15 protein-coding genes are annotated in these 14,714 nt (G+C 68.6%); 8 read left to right on the top strand and 7 right to left on the bottom strand.

Annotated elements, in window-relative coordinates:
- Positions 1 to 169 precede the first annotated feature (169 nt).
- Together ACAM52_RS20185 and ACAM52_RS20180 are read left to right on the top strand one after the other, a co-directional pair.
- A complete protein-coding gene (locus tag ACAM52_RS20185; protein ID WP_095743978.1) occupies positions 170 to 1,510 on the top strand; it encodes an MFS transporter in 1,341 nt (446 codons plus the stop codon).
- 95 nt (positions 1,511 to 1,605) lie between these two features.
- Positions 1,606 to 2,274 carry an HAD family phosphatase gene (locus ACAM52_RS20180; RefSeq protein WP_095743979.1) on the top strand — a complete coding sequence of 223 codons (669 nt, stop codon included), beginning with the start codon at positions 1,606 to 1,608 and terminating at the stop codon, positions 2,272 to 2,274.
- A 28-nt stretch (positions 2,275 to 2,302) separates the two neighbouring features.
- Here the strand turns inward: ACAM52_RS20180 and ACAM52_RS20175 are convergent, their stop codons facing one another.
- The 5 genes from ACAM52_RS20175 to ACAM52_RS20155 all read right to left on the bottom strand — a co-directional run bounded on the left by ACAM52_RS20175 (position 2,303) and on the right by ACAM52_RS20155 (position 6,409).
- On the bottom strand, positions 2,303 to 3,304 hold the full coding sequence (locus ACAM52_RS20175) for an isopenicillin N synthase family dioxygenase (RefSeq protein ID WP_369644429.1): 1,002 nt from the start codon (positions 3,302 to 3,304) through the stop codon (positions 2,303 to 2,305).
- The gene (locus tag ACAM52_RS20170; RefSeq protein ID WP_369644428.1) at positions 3,301 to 4,044 is read right to left on the bottom strand and encodes an amino acid ABC transporter ATP-binding protein; all 744 of its coding nucleotides are present in this window, start codon (positions 4,042 to 4,044) and stop codon (positions 3,301 to 3,303) included. The genes ACAM52_RS20175 and ACAM52_RS20170 overlap by 4 nt, the downstream gene beginning before the upstream one ends.
- Positions 4,041 to 4,751: an amino acid ABC transporter permease gene (locus ACAM52_RS20165; RefSeq protein WP_056578437.1), complete on the bottom strand. Its 711-nt coding sequence runs from the start codon at positions 4,749 to 4,751 to the stop codon at positions 4,041 to 4,043. The genes ACAM52_RS20170 and ACAM52_RS20165 overlap by 4 nt, the downstream gene beginning before the upstream one ends.
- Before the next feature lie 13 nt (positions 4,752 to 4,764).
- The gene (locus ACAM52_RS20160) at positions 4,765 to 5,460 is read right to left on the bottom strand and encodes an amino acid ABC transporter permease (RefSeq protein WP_056578440.1); all 696 of its coding nucleotides are present in this window, start codon (positions 5,458 to 5,460) and stop codon (positions 4,765 to 4,767) included.
- Positions 5,461 to 5,581: 121 nt separating this feature from the next.
- Entirely contained in the window at positions 5,582 to 6,409 is an 828-nt protein-coding gene (locus tag ACAM52_RS20155; RefSeq protein WP_062469113.1) for an ABC transporter substrate-binding protein, read from the bottom strand.
- A 191-nt stretch (positions 6,410 to 6,600) separates the two neighbouring features.
- Here ACAM52_RS20155 and fabV point away from each other — a divergent pair, with 191 nt between their 5' ends.
- The 4 genes from fabV to ACAM52_RS20135 all read left to right on the top strand — a co-directional run bounded on the left by fabV (position 6,601) and on the right by ACAM52_RS20135 (position 11,833).
- Complete coding sequence (gene fabV / locus ACAM52_RS20150) at positions 6,601 to 7,797, top strand: enoyl-ACP reductase FabV (protein ID WP_369644427.1); 1,197 nt, start codon at positions 6,601 to 6,603, stop codon at positions 7,795 to 7,797.
- Positions 7,798 to 7,824: 27 nt separating this feature from the next.
- Positions 7,825 to 8,244: a group II truncated hemoglobin gene (locus tag ACAM52_RS20145; RefSeq protein WP_369644426.1), complete on the top strand. Its 420-nt coding sequence runs from the start codon at positions 7,825 to 7,827 to the stop codon at positions 8,242 to 8,244.
- 159 nt (positions 8,245 to 8,403) lie between these two features.
- Entirely contained in the window at positions 8,404 to 9,627 is a 1,224-nt protein-coding gene (locus tag ACAM52_RS20140) for an NAD(P)/FAD-dependent oxidoreductase (RefSeq protein ID WP_369644425.1), read from the top strand.
- A gap of 100 nt (positions 9,628 to 9,727) precedes the next feature.
- Positions 9,728 to 11,833 (top strand): bifunctional 2',3'-cyclic-nucleotide 2'-phosphodiesterase/3'-nucleotidase, encoded by a 2,106-nt coding sequence (locus ACAM52_RS20135; protein WP_369644424.1) that lies wholly within the window; start codon positions 9,728 to 9,730, stop codon positions 11,831 to 11,833.
- A gap of 28 nt (positions 11,834 to 11,861) precedes the next feature.
- On the opposite strand, the gene ACAM52_RS20130 is transcribed toward ACAM52_RS20135, so the two are convergent.
- Positions 11,862 to 12,521 carry a Smr/MutS family protein gene (locus tag ACAM52_RS20130; protein WP_369644423.1) on the bottom strand — a complete coding sequence of 220 codons (660 nt, stop codon included), beginning with the start codon at positions 12,519 to 12,521 and terminating at the stop codon, positions 11,862 to 11,864.
- Complete coding sequence (radC, locus tag ACAM52_RS20125; RefSeq protein ID WP_062469128.1) at positions 12,521 to 13,198, bottom strand: DNA repair protein RadC; 678 nt, start codon at positions 13,196 to 13,198, stop codon at positions 12,521 to 12,523. Before radC ends, ACAM52_RS20130 begins: the two co-directional genes overlap by 1 nt.
- A 107-nt stretch (positions 13,199 to 13,305) precedes the next feature.
- On the opposite strand from radC, the gene ACAM52_RS20120 reads away from it, so the two are divergent.
- Both ACAM52_RS20120 and ispH read left to right on the top strand, forming a co-directional pair.
- The gene (locus ACAM52_RS20120) at positions 13,306 to 13,749 is read left to right on the top strand and encodes a peptidylprolyl isomerase (RefSeq protein ID WP_062469447.1); all 444 of its coding nucleotides are present in this window, start codon (positions 13,306 to 13,308) and stop codon (positions 13,747 to 13,749) included.
- Positions 13,746 to 14,714, top strand: coding sequence for a 4-hydroxy-3-methylbut-2-enyl diphosphate reductase (gene ispH / locus ACAM52_RS20115; RefSeq protein WP_095743996.1), 969 nt, complete (start codon positions 13,746 to 13,748; stop codon positions 14,712 to 14,714). Before ACAM52_RS20120 ends, ispH begins: the two co-directional genes overlap by 4 nt.

The raw sequence follows: 14,714 nt of genomic DNA, 5'->3' as shown, positions 1-14,714 counted from the left end.
GGCCGCGCAAAAATGACCCTGCAATCTACGCCGCCCAAGGGATTCCGCCTATTGGACGTTTTGTCCTATGGCGGTAAACGCAATTCGGTGAGACGCTACAGGGTGTCCAGAATTTCCCCTGTGTCGTGCCCCGGCATGACACCCGAATTACAGCCAGCCAGCTAGCAAGATGACGACGTCCAGCATCAGTCCACCAGGCGCCCAGCCTGTGTCGCACCCGACCGAAGGCGGCGCCCGCGCCGCAGACGCCGACCATTCGCACATCGCCCCGGGCGAGATCGCGGTCGGCGTGGTCATCGGCCGCGCCTCCGAGTATTTCGACTTCTTCGTCTACGGCATCGCCTCGGTGCTGGTGTTCCCGGCGGTGTTCTTCCCCTTCGAGCAGCGCCTGGAAGGCGTGCTCTGGGCCTTCGTGATCTTCTCGTTCGCCTTCATCGCGCGCCCCTTCGGCACCGTGATCTCGATGGCGATCCAGCGGCGCTTCGGGCGCGAGACCAAGCTGACGATTGCGCTGTTCCTGCTGGGCACCTCCACCGCCGGCATCGCTTTCCTGCCGGGCTACGCGAGCATCGGCTTCACGGCCATCGTGCTGCTGTCGATCTTCCGCTTTGCCCAGGGCCTGGCACTGGGCGGCTCGTGGGACGGCCTGCCGTCGCTGCTGGCGCTGAACGCACCGCCCAACAAGCGCGGCTGGTACGCCATGCTGGGCCAGCTGGGCGCACCGCTGGGCTTCTTCCTGGCCAGCGCGCTGTTCGCGTACCTGTATTCCAGCCTGCCGCTGGCCGACTTCCTCGACTGGGGCTGGCGCTACACCTTCTACGTGGCCTTCGCAATCAACGTGGTGGCGCTGTTCGCGCGCCTGCGCCTGGTGGCCACCGACGAGTACGCGCGCCTGCTCGAAGAGCGCGAGCTGCAGCCCACCAGCGTGGTCGAGCTGACCCGTTCGCAGGGCGCCAACCTGCTGATCGGCGCGTTCGCCGCGCTGGCCAGCTACGCGCTGTTCCACCTGATCACGGTGTTCCCGCTGTCGTGGATCTCGCTGTACTCCGACCAGTCGATCACCGAGTTCCTGATCGTGCAGATGGTCGGCGCGGTGTTCGGCGCCATCGGCATCGTGGCCTCGGGCCTGATCGCCGACCGCATCGGCCGTCGCTTCACGCTCGGCGGCCTGGCCGCCATGATCGCCGTGTTCAGCGGCTTCGCGCCCACGCTGCTCGACGGCGGACGCATCGGCCAGGACATCTTCATCGTGCTGGGCTTTGCGCTGCTGGGCCTGTCGTACGGCCAGGCGGCCGGCGCCGTGACCTCCAACTTCGCGCCCAAGTACCGCTACGTGGGCGCGGCCCTCACGGCCGACCTGGCCTGGCTCATCGGCGCGGCCTTTGCCCCGCTGGTCGCCCTGGGCCTGTCGGCGCACTTCGGCCTGGCCTTCGTGAGCATCTACCTGCTGTCGGGCGCGCTCGGCACGCTGGCGGCGCTGGGGCTGAACCGGGCGCTGGCGCGGGACTGAACGGCAGCGCTGCCGTTTCTCGAAAAAAGGGGCCGATGGCCCCTTTTTTCATGGCCGCCACGGGACCGGTGCGCGCTCGCTTAGGATTCGCCTCGATGTTCACCGCCGCCATTTTTGACATGGATGGGCTGCTGATCGATTCGGAGCGCCCCATCATGGCCGCCTGGATCGCCGCGGCCCGCACGCTCGATGTCGAGCTTTCGCACGCCCAGTACCTGCAATGCGTGGGGCTGGCCATGAGCGAATCGAAGCAGATCCTTGCCGCGCTGCTCGGCGGCCCCGCCGCCTACCAGCACGCGGCGACGCAGGTGACCGCCGCGCTGCAGCTGGAACGCGCCGACGGCGATGCCCGGCCGCTCTTTCCCATCAAGCCCGGCGCCGCCGAGCTGCTCGCCGCCTTGCGCGGTCGCGGCACGCGCTGCGCGGTGGCTTCGTCGTCCACGCGCGGGCAGATCGCGGCCTGCCTGGGCAGCCTCGACGTGCTCCACCACTTCGAGGCCTTCGCGGGCGGCGACGAAGTCGCGCGCGCCAAGCCCGACCCGGCGCTGTACCGCCTCGCGGCCGAGCGCCTGGGCGTGGACCCTGCCGATTGCGTGGCCTTCGAAGACAGCGAGAACGGCGCCAAGGCCGCGCTGGCCGCCGGCATGCGCGTGGTGGTCGTGCCCGACCTCAAGCACCCGCCCGAGGCGATCGTCGCGCAGGCCTTCCAGGTGCTCGATTCGCTGCACGACGCGATGCCGCACGTGCCGCGCTGGTTTCCCTGACGAAGTCAGGGCCCGTGTTCAGTTCAGTTCAGAGCACTTCGTCCCGCAACTGCGGGAACACCTTCGACACCTTGGCCAGCAGGTAGTCGCCGTAGCGGCCGCTGAAGGCGTGCACGTTGGCGCGGTCCCAGCGCTCGGCGCTGTCGTCCAGTGCGTCGGCGCCGGCCAGGCCCTCGATGCGCTGCACGCGGGCCTCGAAGTTCGGGTCGAAGAACAGCGGGAACGACAGCCGGTCGCGGCCCGAGGTGTTGCGCTTCACGCGGTGCGGCGTCGACTTGTAGAGCCCGCCGGTCATGCGGTCGAGCATGTCGCCGATGTTGCAGACGAAGGCGCCGGGCACCGGCGGGGCGTCGATCCAGCCGCCCGGCGTGTGCACCGCGAGGCCGCCCACCGTGTCCTGGTGCAGGATCGTGAGCAGGCCGTAGTCGGTGTGCTCGCCCACGCCCCATTGCACGTCCAGCCCCTCGGGCACGGCCTGCGTCGGGTAGTTGAAGAGGCGGAACAGGATCAGCGGGTCGCCCGTGTAGCGCTCTGCAAAATAGCCCGCGGGCAGGCCGAGGCTCAGCGCGATGCCTTCCATGAGCCGGTGGCCCAGCTGCGTGACGGCGTCCATGTACGCGAGGATGGTCTCGCGAAAGTCCGGCACGTCGGGAAAGAGATTCGGCCCGTGCACCGGCGTCTTCGCCAGCACCAGCGGGTGGTCGGCGGGCAGCTCGGTGCCCAGGTACAGGCCTTCCTTCCAGTCGGGCCGGCCCGAGGTCAGCTCGCCGCCGCGCGGGAAGAAGCCGCGCCAGGCGCGGCCGCCGAGGGCCATGCGCCATTGCATCTTGGTTTCCTCGGGCAGGTCGAAGAAGCGGTGGCTCAGGTCTTCGAGCCGCTGGATCAGCGCGGCGTCGACGCCGTGGCCCGTGACGTAGAAGAAGCCGTGCGCGCGGCAGGCGTCGCCGATCTGCGCCGCCACGCGTGCGCGTTCGGGCGTGCCGGCCACCAGCGGGGCGACGTCGATGAGGGGGAGGGAGGAGTCGGTCATGCGCTTCTCGAAAAAGGCGAACGGATGTCGGACAAAAACTGCTGCGCACGCGGGTGCTGCGGGCGGTTGAAGAAATCGTCGGGCGTGGCGCGTTCGAGCACCTGGCCCTGGTCCATGAAGAGCACGCGGTCGGCCACCTCGCGCGCGAAGCCCATCTCGTGCGTCACGCACACCATGGTCATGCCGTCGCGCGTGAGGTCGCGCATCACCAGCAGCACCTCGCCGACCATCTCGGGGTCGAGCGCGCTGGTGGGCTCGTCGAAGAGCATCAACGGCGGCTTCATGGCGAGCGCGCGCGCAATGGCCACGCGCTGCTGCTGGCCGCCCGACAGCTCGCCGGGCCACGCGTTGGCCTTGTTCGCGAGGCCCACGCGCTCCAGCAGCGCCATCGCGCGCGCGTCGGCCTCCTTGCGCGACAGGCCGTGCAGCTGCATCGGCGCCATGGTGCAGTTCTGCAGCACGCTGAGGTGCGGGAACAGGTTGAACTGCTGGAACACGAAGCCGATGCGCGAGCGGAACGCGTTCACGTCCAGGCCGGGCGCATGGATGTCCTGCCCGTCGAGCGTGATGCGGCCCGACTGGATCGGCTCCAGCCGGTTGAAGGTGCGGATCAGCGTCGACTTGCCCGAGCCCGAGGGCCCGCACACCACGACCACCTCGCCCTTGTGGATGGTCTCGGTCACGTCGACCAGCGCGTGGTAGCTGCCGTACCACTTGTTGACTTTTTCGAGTTCGATCATGCGGGCACCTTGAGGGTGGCGGCGGGAAGGCCGCGGCGCGCGAGCCGGCGCTCCAGCCAGTAGGCGAAGCGCGAGAGGCCGAAGCACAGGATGAAGTAGGTCAGGCCCAGGATCAGGTAGATCTGCGCCGGCTTGGTGAACACCTGCGTGTTGATCTGCGTGGCGATGAACGACACCTCGGCCAGCCCGATGATGTAGCCCAGCGAGGTCTCCTTGATGGTCGAGACGAACTGGTTCACCAGCGAGGGCAGCATGCTGCGCAGCGCCTGCGGCAGCACCACGAGGCGCATCGCGCCGAAGTAGCTCAGGCCGAGCGCGCGCGCGGTTTCCATCTGCCCGCGCGGCAGGCCCTGGATGCCGGCGCGCACGATCTCGGCGAGGTAGGCAGCATCGAAGATCACGAGCGCGATCAGCATGGTGGTGAACTGGTCGGTCTTCACGCCCGTGACGCTGGGCAGGAAGAAGTAGGCCCAGAAGATCACCATCAGCAGCGGCAGGCCGCGCACCACGAACACCAGCGCCGTGACGGGCCAGCGCACGCAGCGCCACGGGCTCACGCGCGCCAGGCCGAGCACGATGCCCAGCGGCAGCGCGAGCACCAGCCCGCACGAGGCCAGCAGCAGCGTGAGCACCAGGCCGCCGAGCGGGCCGTTCGGGTACTGGCCGATGAGAAAGTAGACCCAGTAGTCGTTGATGATTTCGAGCATCAGCGCACCGCCTTCAGATGGTCCGCACCGGGAAGCGGTGGTGGTACCAGGTGGCCAATCCGGTGATCGCCAGCGACACCGTCAGATAAGCCGCGCTCGCGAACGCGAACGACTCGAAGCTGCGGAAGGTCGCGCTCTCGACCTGCCCGGCCTGGTACATCAGCTCGGCCACGCCGATCACGGTGGCGATCGAGGTGTTCTTCCACAGGCTCAGGGTCTGCGAGATGAGCGGCGGCACGGTCACGCGCAGCGCCTGCGGCAGCACCACGCGGCGCATGGTGGCCAGGAAGCTGAAACCCAGCGCGCGGCCGGCCTCGAACTGCACGGCCGGGATCGAGCGGATGCCGCTGCGGATGTCCTCCGCCATGAAGGCCGCCGTGTACAGCGACAGCGCCACGATCGCGCTGTAGGCCTCGATGTGGCCTTCATAGAGCCAGGTCTTCAGGCCTTCGGGCAGCAGCTCGGGTGCGCCGAAATACCAGAACAGCATGTGGGCCAGCAGCGGGATGTTGCGGATCGATTCCACGTACGCAAAGCCGAGCCAGCGCAGCGGCGCCAGCGGCGAGAGCCGCAGCAGCGCCACCACCAGCGCCAGCGGCAGCGCGAAGACGAGCGAGACCGCGAGCAGCTGCAGCGACAGCCACAGGCCCGCGACCAGCATGTCGTGGTACTGGCCGGTCAGCAGCAGCGAATAGTCGAACAGGGGCATGGGAAACGGGAGGCACGGCGAAAGGCGCCGGGGCGCACATGGTACGCATGCGCGCCGTGCCGCTCAAAAGCGAAGGGCGGGTCGCATGGCGGCCCGCCCCTGGTGTGCCGAGCGCGCGGGCTCAGTCGATCTTGTCGGTCTCGAGCTTGAAGTCGCGCGTCTGGAAGCCCGACGCGGTGTTCGGGCCGTACCACTTGAGGAAGATCTTCTGCGCCTCGCCCGACTTCTCGAGTTCGCGCAGCGTGTCGTCCACCACCGTCTTCAGGCCGCTCTCACCCTTCTTGATGCCGATGGCCAGCGACTCGGTGCTCAGGTTCTGCTTGAGCACCACGTACTGCGCCTTCTGCGGGCCCAGCTTGGCGTAGCTGCGCAGCAGTGCAGCCTCGTCGTCCACGTAGCCCACGCCCTTGCCCTGCTGCAGCGCCTGGAAGGCCTGCTGGCTGGTGTCGAAGGTCACGACCTCGGCGGTGGGCACGGCCTTGCGGATGTTGGGCTCCTGCGTGCCGCCGCGGATGGTCAGCACCTTCTTGCCGCCGAGCTGCGGCACCTCGGTGATGCCGCTGGTCTTCTTCACGATGGCCTTCTGGCCGGTCACGAAGGTGGTGAGCGAGAAGTCGATCTGCGCCTCGCGCTCCTTGTTGTGCGTGAGGCCGGCGGCCACCAGGTCCACGTGGCCCTGCTGCAGCTCGGGAATGCGCGCGGCCACGGCGATCTGCTTGAGCACCGGCTTCACGCCGATCTTCTTGGCGATGGCGTTCACCAGGTCGACCTCGTAGCCGACGATCTGGCGCGTCTTCGGATCGATGAAGGTGGCGGGCTCGTCGGTGCCGAGCACGCCGACCACGAGTTCGCCCTTCTTCTTGATGTCGGCGAGCTGGTCCGCGTGGGCGGCAACGCCGGTCAGCAGGGCGGAAGCGGCAAGGGCCGCGGCAAGCAGGGTGTGGCGCATGGTGGGGATCGTCCTCTCTCCAGAGTGAAATTCAGGCCGGAACCATATCAATAAAACCCAAGATTATTAAATCGTCAATCGACATATGCATATGGGGCTGATGAATCGGCCTGTTGCCGGCTGGGTTAAATTCGCGACGCCGCGACGTGCCCCGCCGCCGTCCCCCGAATGTCTTACCGAGCGAGCTTTTCATGATCATCCAACCCCGCGTGCGCGGCTTCATCTGCGTCACCACCCACCCCGTGGGCTGCGAAGCCAATGTCCGGCAACAGATCGCGTACGTCAAAGCCAGGCCCCCCATCGCGGGCGGCGCCAAGCGCGTGCTGGTGATCGGCGCGTCCACCGGCTACGGCGTGGCCGCGCGCATCACCGCGGCCTTCGGCTGCGGCGCCGACACGCTGGGCGTGTGCTTCGAACGCGCGGGCAGCGCGACCAAGCCCGGCTCGCCCGGCTGGTACAACACCGCCGCCTTCCACCGCGCCGCCACGGCCGAAGGGCGCTACGCCAAGACGATCAACGGCGACGGCTTTTCCGACGCGGTGAAGCAGCAGGCCATCGAGACCATCCGCGCCGACCTCGGCCAGGTCGACCTCGTGGTCTACAGCCTGGCCGCGCCGCGCCGCACGCACCCCAAGACGGGCCAGGTCTTCAACTCCGTGCTCAAGCCCATCGGCAAGGCCGTGACGCTGCGCGGCCTGGACACCGACAGCGGGACCGTGAAGGAATCGGTGCTCGAGCCCGCCACGCAGGAAGAGATCGACAACACCGTGGCCGTCATGGGCGGCGAAGACTGGCAGATGTGGATCGACGCGCTGCAGCAGGCCGGCGTGCTGGCCGACGGTGCCAAGACCACGGCCTTCACCTACCTGGGCGAGCAGATCACCCACGACATCTACTGGAACGGCTCCATCGGCGCCGCCAAGAAGGATCTGGACGAGAAGGTGCTGGACATCCGCGCCCAGCTGGCCGCCAAGGGCGGCGACGCGCGCGTGTCGGTGCTGAAGGCGGTGGTCACGCAGGCCAGCTCGGCCATTCCGATGATGCCGCTGTACCTGTCGCTGCTGTTCAAGGTGATGAAGGCCGAAGGCACGCACGAGGGCTGCATCGAGCAGGTGCACGGCCTGTACGCGGACAGCCTGTACGGCGCCACGCCGCACCTGGACGACGAAGGCCGCCTGCGCGCCGACTACAAGGAACTGGCGCCGCAGGTGCAGGCCCGCGTGCAGGAACTGTGGCCGCAGGTCACCGGCGAGAACCTCAACGAGCTGACCGATTTCGCGGGCTACAAGACCGAGTTCCTGCGCCTGTTCGGCTTTGCCGTCGACGGCGTGGACTACACGGCCGACGTGAGCACCGATGTGGGCATTCCCGATCTGATCCAACTCTAGAGTGCCCCCGAAGGGATACTCGCTTTCATGCAGATTCAAGACAAACCGCCCGCCGGCACGCCCTTCGAGTGGATCGGCGGCGAGCCGAAGGTGGAGGCGCTGGTCGAGCGCTTCTACGATCTGATGGACCTCGAGCCGGCCTACGCGCAACTGCGCGCCGTGCACGGCACCGACCTGGACAACGCGCGCCAGCGCCTGTTCTGGTTCCTGTGCGGCTGGCTCGGCGGCCCCGCCCACTACACCGACCGCTTCGGCCATCCGATGCTGCGCGCGCGGCACCTGCCGCAGGCCATCGGCGGCCACACCATCGGCATCAAGGAACGCGACCAGTGGCTGGCCTGCATGGACCAGGCGATGGGCGAGACCGACGTGCCTGAAGACCTGCGCGCACGCCTGCGCGACTCCTTCTTCAAAACCGCCGACTGGATGCGCAACCGCGGCGAATAGATCAGGCTCGCCCCCAGGCTACGCGCACTTCGTGTCGCTTCGCCAACCCCCTGCCGGGGGCAACACCAGCGGCCCGGCAAAGCCGGTTCCGCGGTGTTCCACGAAGGGGCCAGGCCGTCGAATGAACCACATACACAACGACTCGAAGGATCTTTGTCCATGAATTCCATCGTCATCATCGGCGGCGGCCACGCCGCGGCCCAGCTCTGCGCGGGCCTGGCGGAAGCCGGGCAGGGCGCGCGCGTGCACCTGGTCTGCGAAGAGGCCTGCGAGCCCTATCACCGTCCGCCGCTGTCGAAGGCCTTCCTCAAGAGCGCCGAAGAAACCACGCAGCCGCACAAGGCCGCCGACTGGTACCGCGAAGCGGGCATCACGCTGCACCTGGGCGACGCCGCCGTGGCCATCGACCGCGAGGCGCACACCGTCACGCTGCGCTCGGGCGCGGTGCTGCCGTGGGAGCGCCTGGTGCTGGCCACCGGCACGCGCGCGCGCCAGATGCCCGGCCTGCCGCAAGGCCTGGAGAACGTCGCGAGCCTGCGCGCCGCCGACGAGGCGCATCGCCTGCGCACGCGGCTGGCGGAGGCGCAGCAGGTCACGGTGCTGGGCGGCGGCTTCATCGGCCTCGAAGTGGCGGCCACCGCGCAGGCGCTGGGCAAGCGCGTGCAGGTGATCGAATGCGCGCCGCGCCTGCTGGGCCGCGCCGTGTCGCCCGAGCTGTCGGCGCACGTGCTGGCCACGCACCGTGCGGCCGGCATCGACATCGTGCTGGGCGCGCAGACCGGCGCCTTCGAAGTCGTGGGCGACCGGCTCGTGTCGGTCGAGGTCAACGGCGTGAAGCAGCCGATCGACCTGCTGCTGCTGGGCATCGGCGCGGTGCCCGAGACCGCGCTCGCGCAGGCCGCGGGCCTCGAGTGCGCCGACGGCATCGTGGTCGACGGCCACATGCAGACCAGCGCGGCCGACGTGCTCGCGGTGGGCGACTGCACGCGCTTCCCCGACCGCCGCGCGGGCCGCGCGCTGCGGCTCGAATCGGTGCAAAACGCGAACGACCAGGCGCGCACGGCGGTGGCCACGCTGACCGGCGCCGCGCGCGATCACGACGCGGTCGCGTGGTTCTGGTCCGACCAGGGCGGCCTGCGCCTGCAGATGGCGGGCCTCATGCCTGCCGAAGGCACGCCGGGCCTGGTGAGCGTGCGCCGCGCGGGGCCGAAGCCCGAGGCGTTCTCGCTGTTCCACTACGTCGACGGCCAGCTCGTGTGCGTCGAATCGGTGAACGCGCCGGTCGATCACATGATGAGCCGCAAGCTGCTCGAAGCGGGCCGCAGCCCCGCGCCCGAAGCGGTGGCGGACGCGGCGGTACCACTAAAGAATCACCTGGCGTAACTGCTGTCGCAACGGCGCTGCACGGCAGGCCCGGATTCACCGGTCTGTCACCCTGCTTTCGGAGACTGGTCCTTCCTCATATCCGCAGGGAGACCTCTCGATGAACAACGCAGTGGCCGCGTCGCTGGCGCGCCTCGCCCCCATGTCCACCTGTGCCGCCGTCCTGGCCGCCGTGCTCACCGCCTGTGGCGGTGGCAACGGAGGCGGCACCACGTTCCCCCCGATCGTTCCGCCCCCTGCGCCCGCACCCGCCCCGGCGCCTGTGGCCGCCGGCACGCGCACCACGGTCGCGCTGCTCGAAACGACCGACCTGCACTTCAACGTGCGCAGCTACGACTACTTCAAGCTCGCCGAAGACAAGTCGTACGGCTACGAGCGCACCGCGACGCTCATCAGCGCCGCGCGCAAGGAGTTCGCGAACACGATGCTGTTCGACAACGGCGACACCATCCAGGGCACCGCGCTGGCCGACTACGAAGCGCTGGTCAGCCGCATCCCGTGCACGCAGCCGCTGTCGATGTACAAGGTGATGAACGCCACCGGCTACGACGCCGGCACGCTGGGCAACCACGAGTTCAACTACGGCCTGGACTTCCTCAACCAGGTGCTCGGCGGCGGCCTCGATGTCGAGGGCGTGGACGGCAGCAAGAAGTGCGCGGGCCCGAGCTTCCCGATGGTGGTGGCCAACGTGCACAGCCTCAAGAGCGGCAAGCCGCTCGTCGCGCCCTACACCATCGTCACCAAGCAGTTCACGGCCACCGCGCCGGACGGCAAGAGCGTGACGGTGCCGGTGAAGGTCGGCGTGATCGGCTTCACCACGCCCGGCATCATGAACTGGGACAAGCGCTTTCTCGAAGGCAAGCTGCGCACCGAAGGCGCGGTCGAAGCCGCCAAGCGCTACGTGCCCGAGCTGCGCGAGAAGGGCGCCGACATCGTCGTCGCGCTGCAGCACGGCGGCCTCGACGCCTCGCCGTACTCGCCGACGATGGAAAGCCCGGGCCTGTACCTGTCGAAGGTGCCCGGCATCGACGTGCTGATGATGGGCCACCAGCACGGCCTGTTCCCCGACCGCGGCGCCAAGCCCGGCTACACGCAGGCGGGTGTCGACAACGCCGCCGGCACCGTCAACGGCGTGCCGGCCGTGATGCCCAGCTCGTGGGGCAAGGCGCTGGGCCTCGTGAAGCTCGAGCTTGTGTGGGACGGCAAGGCCTGGGGCGTGGACAAGAGCAAGACGCTGGTCGAGGCGCGCTCCACGCAAACCGGCAAGGACGGCGCGGGCAAGGCCGTGTATGTCGACGCCGACCCGAGCGTGGCGCCGCTGGTCGACACGCAGCACCAGGCCGCGATCGACTACGTGAAGACGCCGATCGGCACCACCGACTTCCGCATGAACACCTTCTTTGCCGACGTCGGCGACCCGGGCGCGATCCAGATCGTGAACCAGGCCCAGGCCGACTACGTGAAGACCTACCTTCAGGCCAACCTGCCGCAGTACGCGGGCCTGCCGGTGCTGTCGGTGAGTGCGCCCTTCAAGTCGGGCTTCGAGGGCGGGCGCGACTACACCGACGTGGCCGTGGGCAACCTGGCGATCTTCAGCGCCGCCGACCTGTACCTGTACCCGAACACGGTGTACGCGGTGAAGGTGACGGGCGCCGAGATCAAGGGCTGGCTCGAGGCCGCGGCCAAGCGTTTCAACAGGATCGACCCGGCGCTCACGACCGACCAGCCGCTGATCAGCACCTTTCCGGGCTACAACTTCGACATGTTCACCACGCCCGACATGCAGTACGAGATCGACGTGACGCAGGCGGTGGGCAGCCGCATCAGGAATCTCATGTACTTGGGCGCGCCCATCGACCCGGCGAAGGAGTTCGTCATTGCCACGAACAACTACCGCGCGACCAGCGGCGCGAGCTTCATTCCAGCGCTGGACGGGCGCGCGACGATCTACGCCTCTCCCGATGCGAACCGCGACGTGCTGATCGCCTACATCAAGGCGAAGAAGACGATCACGCGCGCTGCCGACGGCGCGGCGCGCAGCTGGCGCTTCACCAAGGTGACGACCGCGGGCAACGTGACGATCACGTCGGGGCAAGGGCAACTGAGTGCCGCGACCGATGCGGGGTTGACGAACATCTCGCTGCTGACCGCGGATGACGGCAGCGGCAAGGGCCGCTCGATCTACAAGGTCGACCTGAGCAAGTAAGAAGGGCGGGGCACCGTGCGGCGCTGTGTCAGCGCCGCACGGGCGCCAACAGCACCACCAGCGCCCCGGCCCCGCCTTCGGCCGGCTTGGCCTGCACGAAGGCGATCACCTCGTTCTTCTGGATCAGCCAGCGCTGCGTCTTGGTCTTGAGCACCGGCTGCTTGCCGGGCGAGCCCAGGCCCTTGCCGTGCACCACGCGCACGCAGCGCAGCCCCTGCTTGTGGGCATTGCGGATGAAGCCACCCAGCGCCTCGCGCGCCTCGTCGCTGCGCAGGCCGTGCAGGTCGACCTGCCCCTGGATCGCCCAGTCGCCCTTGCGCAGCCGCGCCGTGATGTCGGTGCCGATGCCGGGGCGGCGAAAGCTCATGGCGTCGTCGACGTCGAGCAGCGTGGTCACGTCGAACTCGTCGGACAGCGATTCGCGCAGCACGCGCTGCTCGTCGAGCTGGTGCTGAAACGGAATGGGCGCGGGTGGCTCGGGCGCGAGCGCCACGGCGGCCTTGCGGCGCAGCGGCTCGGTGGCGCCGATGGCGCGCGTGAACAGGTCTTTCTCGGCGGCACGGTTGCGCTCGGCCGCGGCGCGCGCGGCGGCCTCGGCGGCCTCGCGCTCGCGGGTTTCGGCGAGCACGCGCTGCACCTGCTTGAGATCGGCCAGGTTCTTCAGGGCCGGGGGACGGGAAGAAGCCATCAGAGCAGCCCCCGTTCCGCCATCGAGAAGCTCTGGCCCGGGCTCACGATGACGTGGTCGAGCACGCGCACGTCGACCAGCGCCAGCGCGGCGCGCAGCGTCTGCGTGAGCGATTCGTCGGCGCGCGAGGGCTCGATGCTGCCGCTGGGGTGGTTGTGGGCCAGCACCACGGCCGCGGCCTGGTGGTGCAGGGCGCGGGTGACGACCTCGCGCGGGTAGACGCTGGTCTGCGTGAGCGTGCCGCGAAACAGCTCCTCGAGCGTGAGCAGGCGGTGCTGCACGTCCAGGAAGAGCACCGCGAACACCTCGTGCGGGCGCGAGCCGATGTGCATCTGCAGGTACTGCTTGACCGCCTCGGGCGAGTCGAACACCGTGCGCTCCTTCAGGCGCTCGCCCATGGCGCGGCGCGCCAGTTCGAGCACCGCCGTGAGTTCGGAGCGCTTGGCGCTGCCGCCCATGCCCTTGACCGCCTTGAGGTCATCGGGCGCGGTGTGCAGCAGCCCCGACAGGCCGCCGAAACGCTCGAGCAGTTGCTGGGCCAGCTGGAGCACGTTCTTGCCGGCCACGCCGGTGCGCAGCAGCAGCGCCAGCAGCTCGGCGTCGGCCAGCGCGGCGGCGCCCCGCGCGATGAGCTTTTCGCGCGGCCGGGCGTCGAGAGGGAGATCCTTGAATGCCATGAAACCCTGCTGAAACCTGGGCCGGGGCGAGGTGTTGCCCCGATCCTTAAAATGAGGGCCAGTTTATCGGGACACCTCCCTCGTCTTTGCCCACCTTCGCTGCACCCATGTCCCAAGTTGTGACTTCCGGCTCCTTCCTGACCCTGCACTACCGGCTGGCCGGTCCGGCGGGCGACATCATCAACACCTTCGCCGACAAGCCCGCCACGCTGTCGCTGGGCACCGGCGAGCTCTCGCCAGCCATGGAGCAGCGCCTGATGGGCATGGAAGAGGGCGCGCACGCCACCTTCGAGCTGCCCGCCGGCGAGGCCTTCGGCGAGCGCAACCCCGACATGCAGCAATGGGTGGCGCGCAAGCTGCTGGCCCAGATGGGCGACCCCGACGAGCAGTACGCCGTCGGCGATGTGGTGCAGTTCCCCACGCCCGACGGCTCGGGCAGCTACGCGGGCGCGGTCGTCGAGTCGAACGAGACCGGCGTGCGCTTCGACTTCAACCACCCGCTCGCGGGGCAACCGGTCACCTTCGAAGTGAAGCTGATCGGCGTGCTATGAACCCGAACATCGAAGAAGTCCTGTTGGCCGAGCCGCGCGGCTTCTGCGCCGGCGTGGACCGCGCCATCGAGATCGTCGAGCGCGCCCTCGCCAAGTTCGGCGCGCCGATCTACGTGCGCCACGAGATCGTGCACAACACCTACGTGGTGAACGAGCTCAAGGCCAAGGGCGCGATCTTCATCGAAGAGTTGTCCGACGTGCCGCCCGGCTCCACGCTGGTGTTCAGCGCGCACGGCGTGAGCAAGGCCGTCGAGCAGGAGGCGCGCGACCGCGGCTTCTCGATCTTCGACGCCACCTGCCCGCTCGTGACCAAGGTGCACGTCGAGGTGGCCAAGCTCGCGAAAGAGGGCTACGAATTCATCATGATCGGCCACAAGGGCCACCCCGAGGTCGAAGGCACGATGGGGCAGCTGTCGAGCGGCATCCACCTCGTGGAAGACGTGGCCGACGTGGCCAATGCGTCGCCGCTGCAGACCGAGAAGCTTGCTGTGGTCACGCAGACCACGCTCAGCGTGGACGACGCCGCGGAGATCGCCGCCGCCGTGCGCGCGCGCTTTCCGAACGTGCGCGAGCCCAAGCAGCAGGACATCTGCTACGCCACCCAGAACCGCCAGGACGCTGTGAAGATCATGAGCCCGCAGGTCGACCTCGTGATCGTGGTCGGCAGCCCCACCAGCTCCAACAGCAACCGCCTGCGCGAGCTGGCGCAGCGCCTGGGCACCGAGAGTTACATGGTCGATTCGGCCGACGAGCTCAAGCCCGAATGGTTCGAGGGCAAGTCGCGCATCGGCCTCACCGCCGGCGCCTCGGCGCCCGAGGTGCTGGTGCATGAGGTGATCGAGCGCGTGCGCGCCTTCGGCGCCGTGTCGGTGCGCAAGATGGACGGCATCGAGGAAACCATCAAGTTCCCGCTTCCCAAGGGCCTCAAGCTCGACGACATCCCGCCCCCTGGGCACATCTCCTGA

Origin of the sequence: Variovorax sp. V118, assembly GCF_041154445.1 — a bacterium.
In the GTDB taxonomy this organism is placed as follows: domain Bacteria; phylum Pseudomonadota; class Gammaproteobacteria; order Burkholderiales; family Burkholderiaceae_C; genus Variovorax; species Variovorax boronicumulans.
The sequence above is the reverse complement of the archived record's forward strand: the minus strand, read 5'-3'. Positions and strand labels throughout refer to the sequence as shown.

Bases quoted from the DNA above. Each gene is read 5' to 3' on its own strand.
- ACAM52_RS20180 (WP_095743979.1), top strand. From the start codon at position 1,606: ATGTTCACCGCCGCCATTTTTGACATGGATGGGCTGCTGATCGATTCG.
- ACAM52_RS20135 (WP_369644424.1), top strand. From the start codon at position 9,728: ATGAACAACGCAGTGGCCGCGTCGCTGGCGCGCCTCGCCCCCATGTCC.
- fabV (WP_369644427.1), top strand. From the start codon at position 6,601: ATGATCATCCAACCCCGCGTGCGCGGCTTCATCTGCGTCACCACCCAC.
- ACAM52_RS20185 (WP_095743978.1), top strand. From the start codon at position 170: ATGACGACGTCCAGCATCAGTCCACCAGGCGCCCAGCCTGTGTCGCAC.
- ACAM52_RS20145 (WP_369644426.1), top strand. From the start codon at position 7,825: ATGCAGATTCAAGACAAACCGCCCGCCGGCACGCCCTTCGAGTGGATC.
- ACAM52_RS20130 (WP_369644423.1), bottom strand. From the start codon at position 12,521: ATGGCTTCTTCCCGTCCCCCGGCCCTGAAGAACCTGGCCGATCTCAAG.
- ACAM52_RS20160 (WP_056578440.1), bottom strand. From the start codon at position 5,460: ATGCCCCTGTTCGACTATTCGCTGCTGCTGACCGGCCAGTACCACGAC.
- ACAM52_RS20165 (WP_056578437.1), bottom strand. From the start codon at position 4,751: ATGCTCGAAATCATCAACGACTACTGGGTCTACTTTCTCATCGGCCAG.
- ACAM52_RS20155 (WP_062469113.1), bottom strand. From the start codon at position 6,409: ATGCGCCACACCCTGCTTGCCGCGGCCCTTGCCGCTTCCGCCCTGCTG.
- radC (WP_062469128.1), bottom strand. From the start codon at position 13,198: ATGGCATTCAAGGATCTCCCTCTCGACGCCCGGCCGCGCGAAAAGCTC.
- ispH (WP_095743996.1), top strand. From the start codon at position 13,746: ATGAACCCGAACATCGAAGAAGTCCTGTTGGCCGAGCCGCGCGGCTTC.
- ACAM52_RS20140 (WP_369644425.1), top strand. From the start codon at position 8,404: ATGAATTCCATCGTCATCATCGGCGGCGGCCACGCCGCGGCCCAGCTC.
- ACAM52_RS20175 (WP_369644429.1), bottom strand. From the start codon at position 3,304: ATGACCGACTCCTCCCTCCCCCTCATCGACGTCGCCCCGCTGGTGGCC.
- ACAM52_RS20120 (WP_062469447.1), top strand. From the start codon at position 13,306: ATGTCCCAAGTTGTGACTTCCGGCTCCTTCCTGACCCTGCACTACCGG.
- ACAM52_RS20170 (WP_369644428.1), bottom strand. From the start codon at position 4,044: ATGATCGAACTCGAAAAAGTCAACAAGTGGTACGGCAGCTACCACGCG.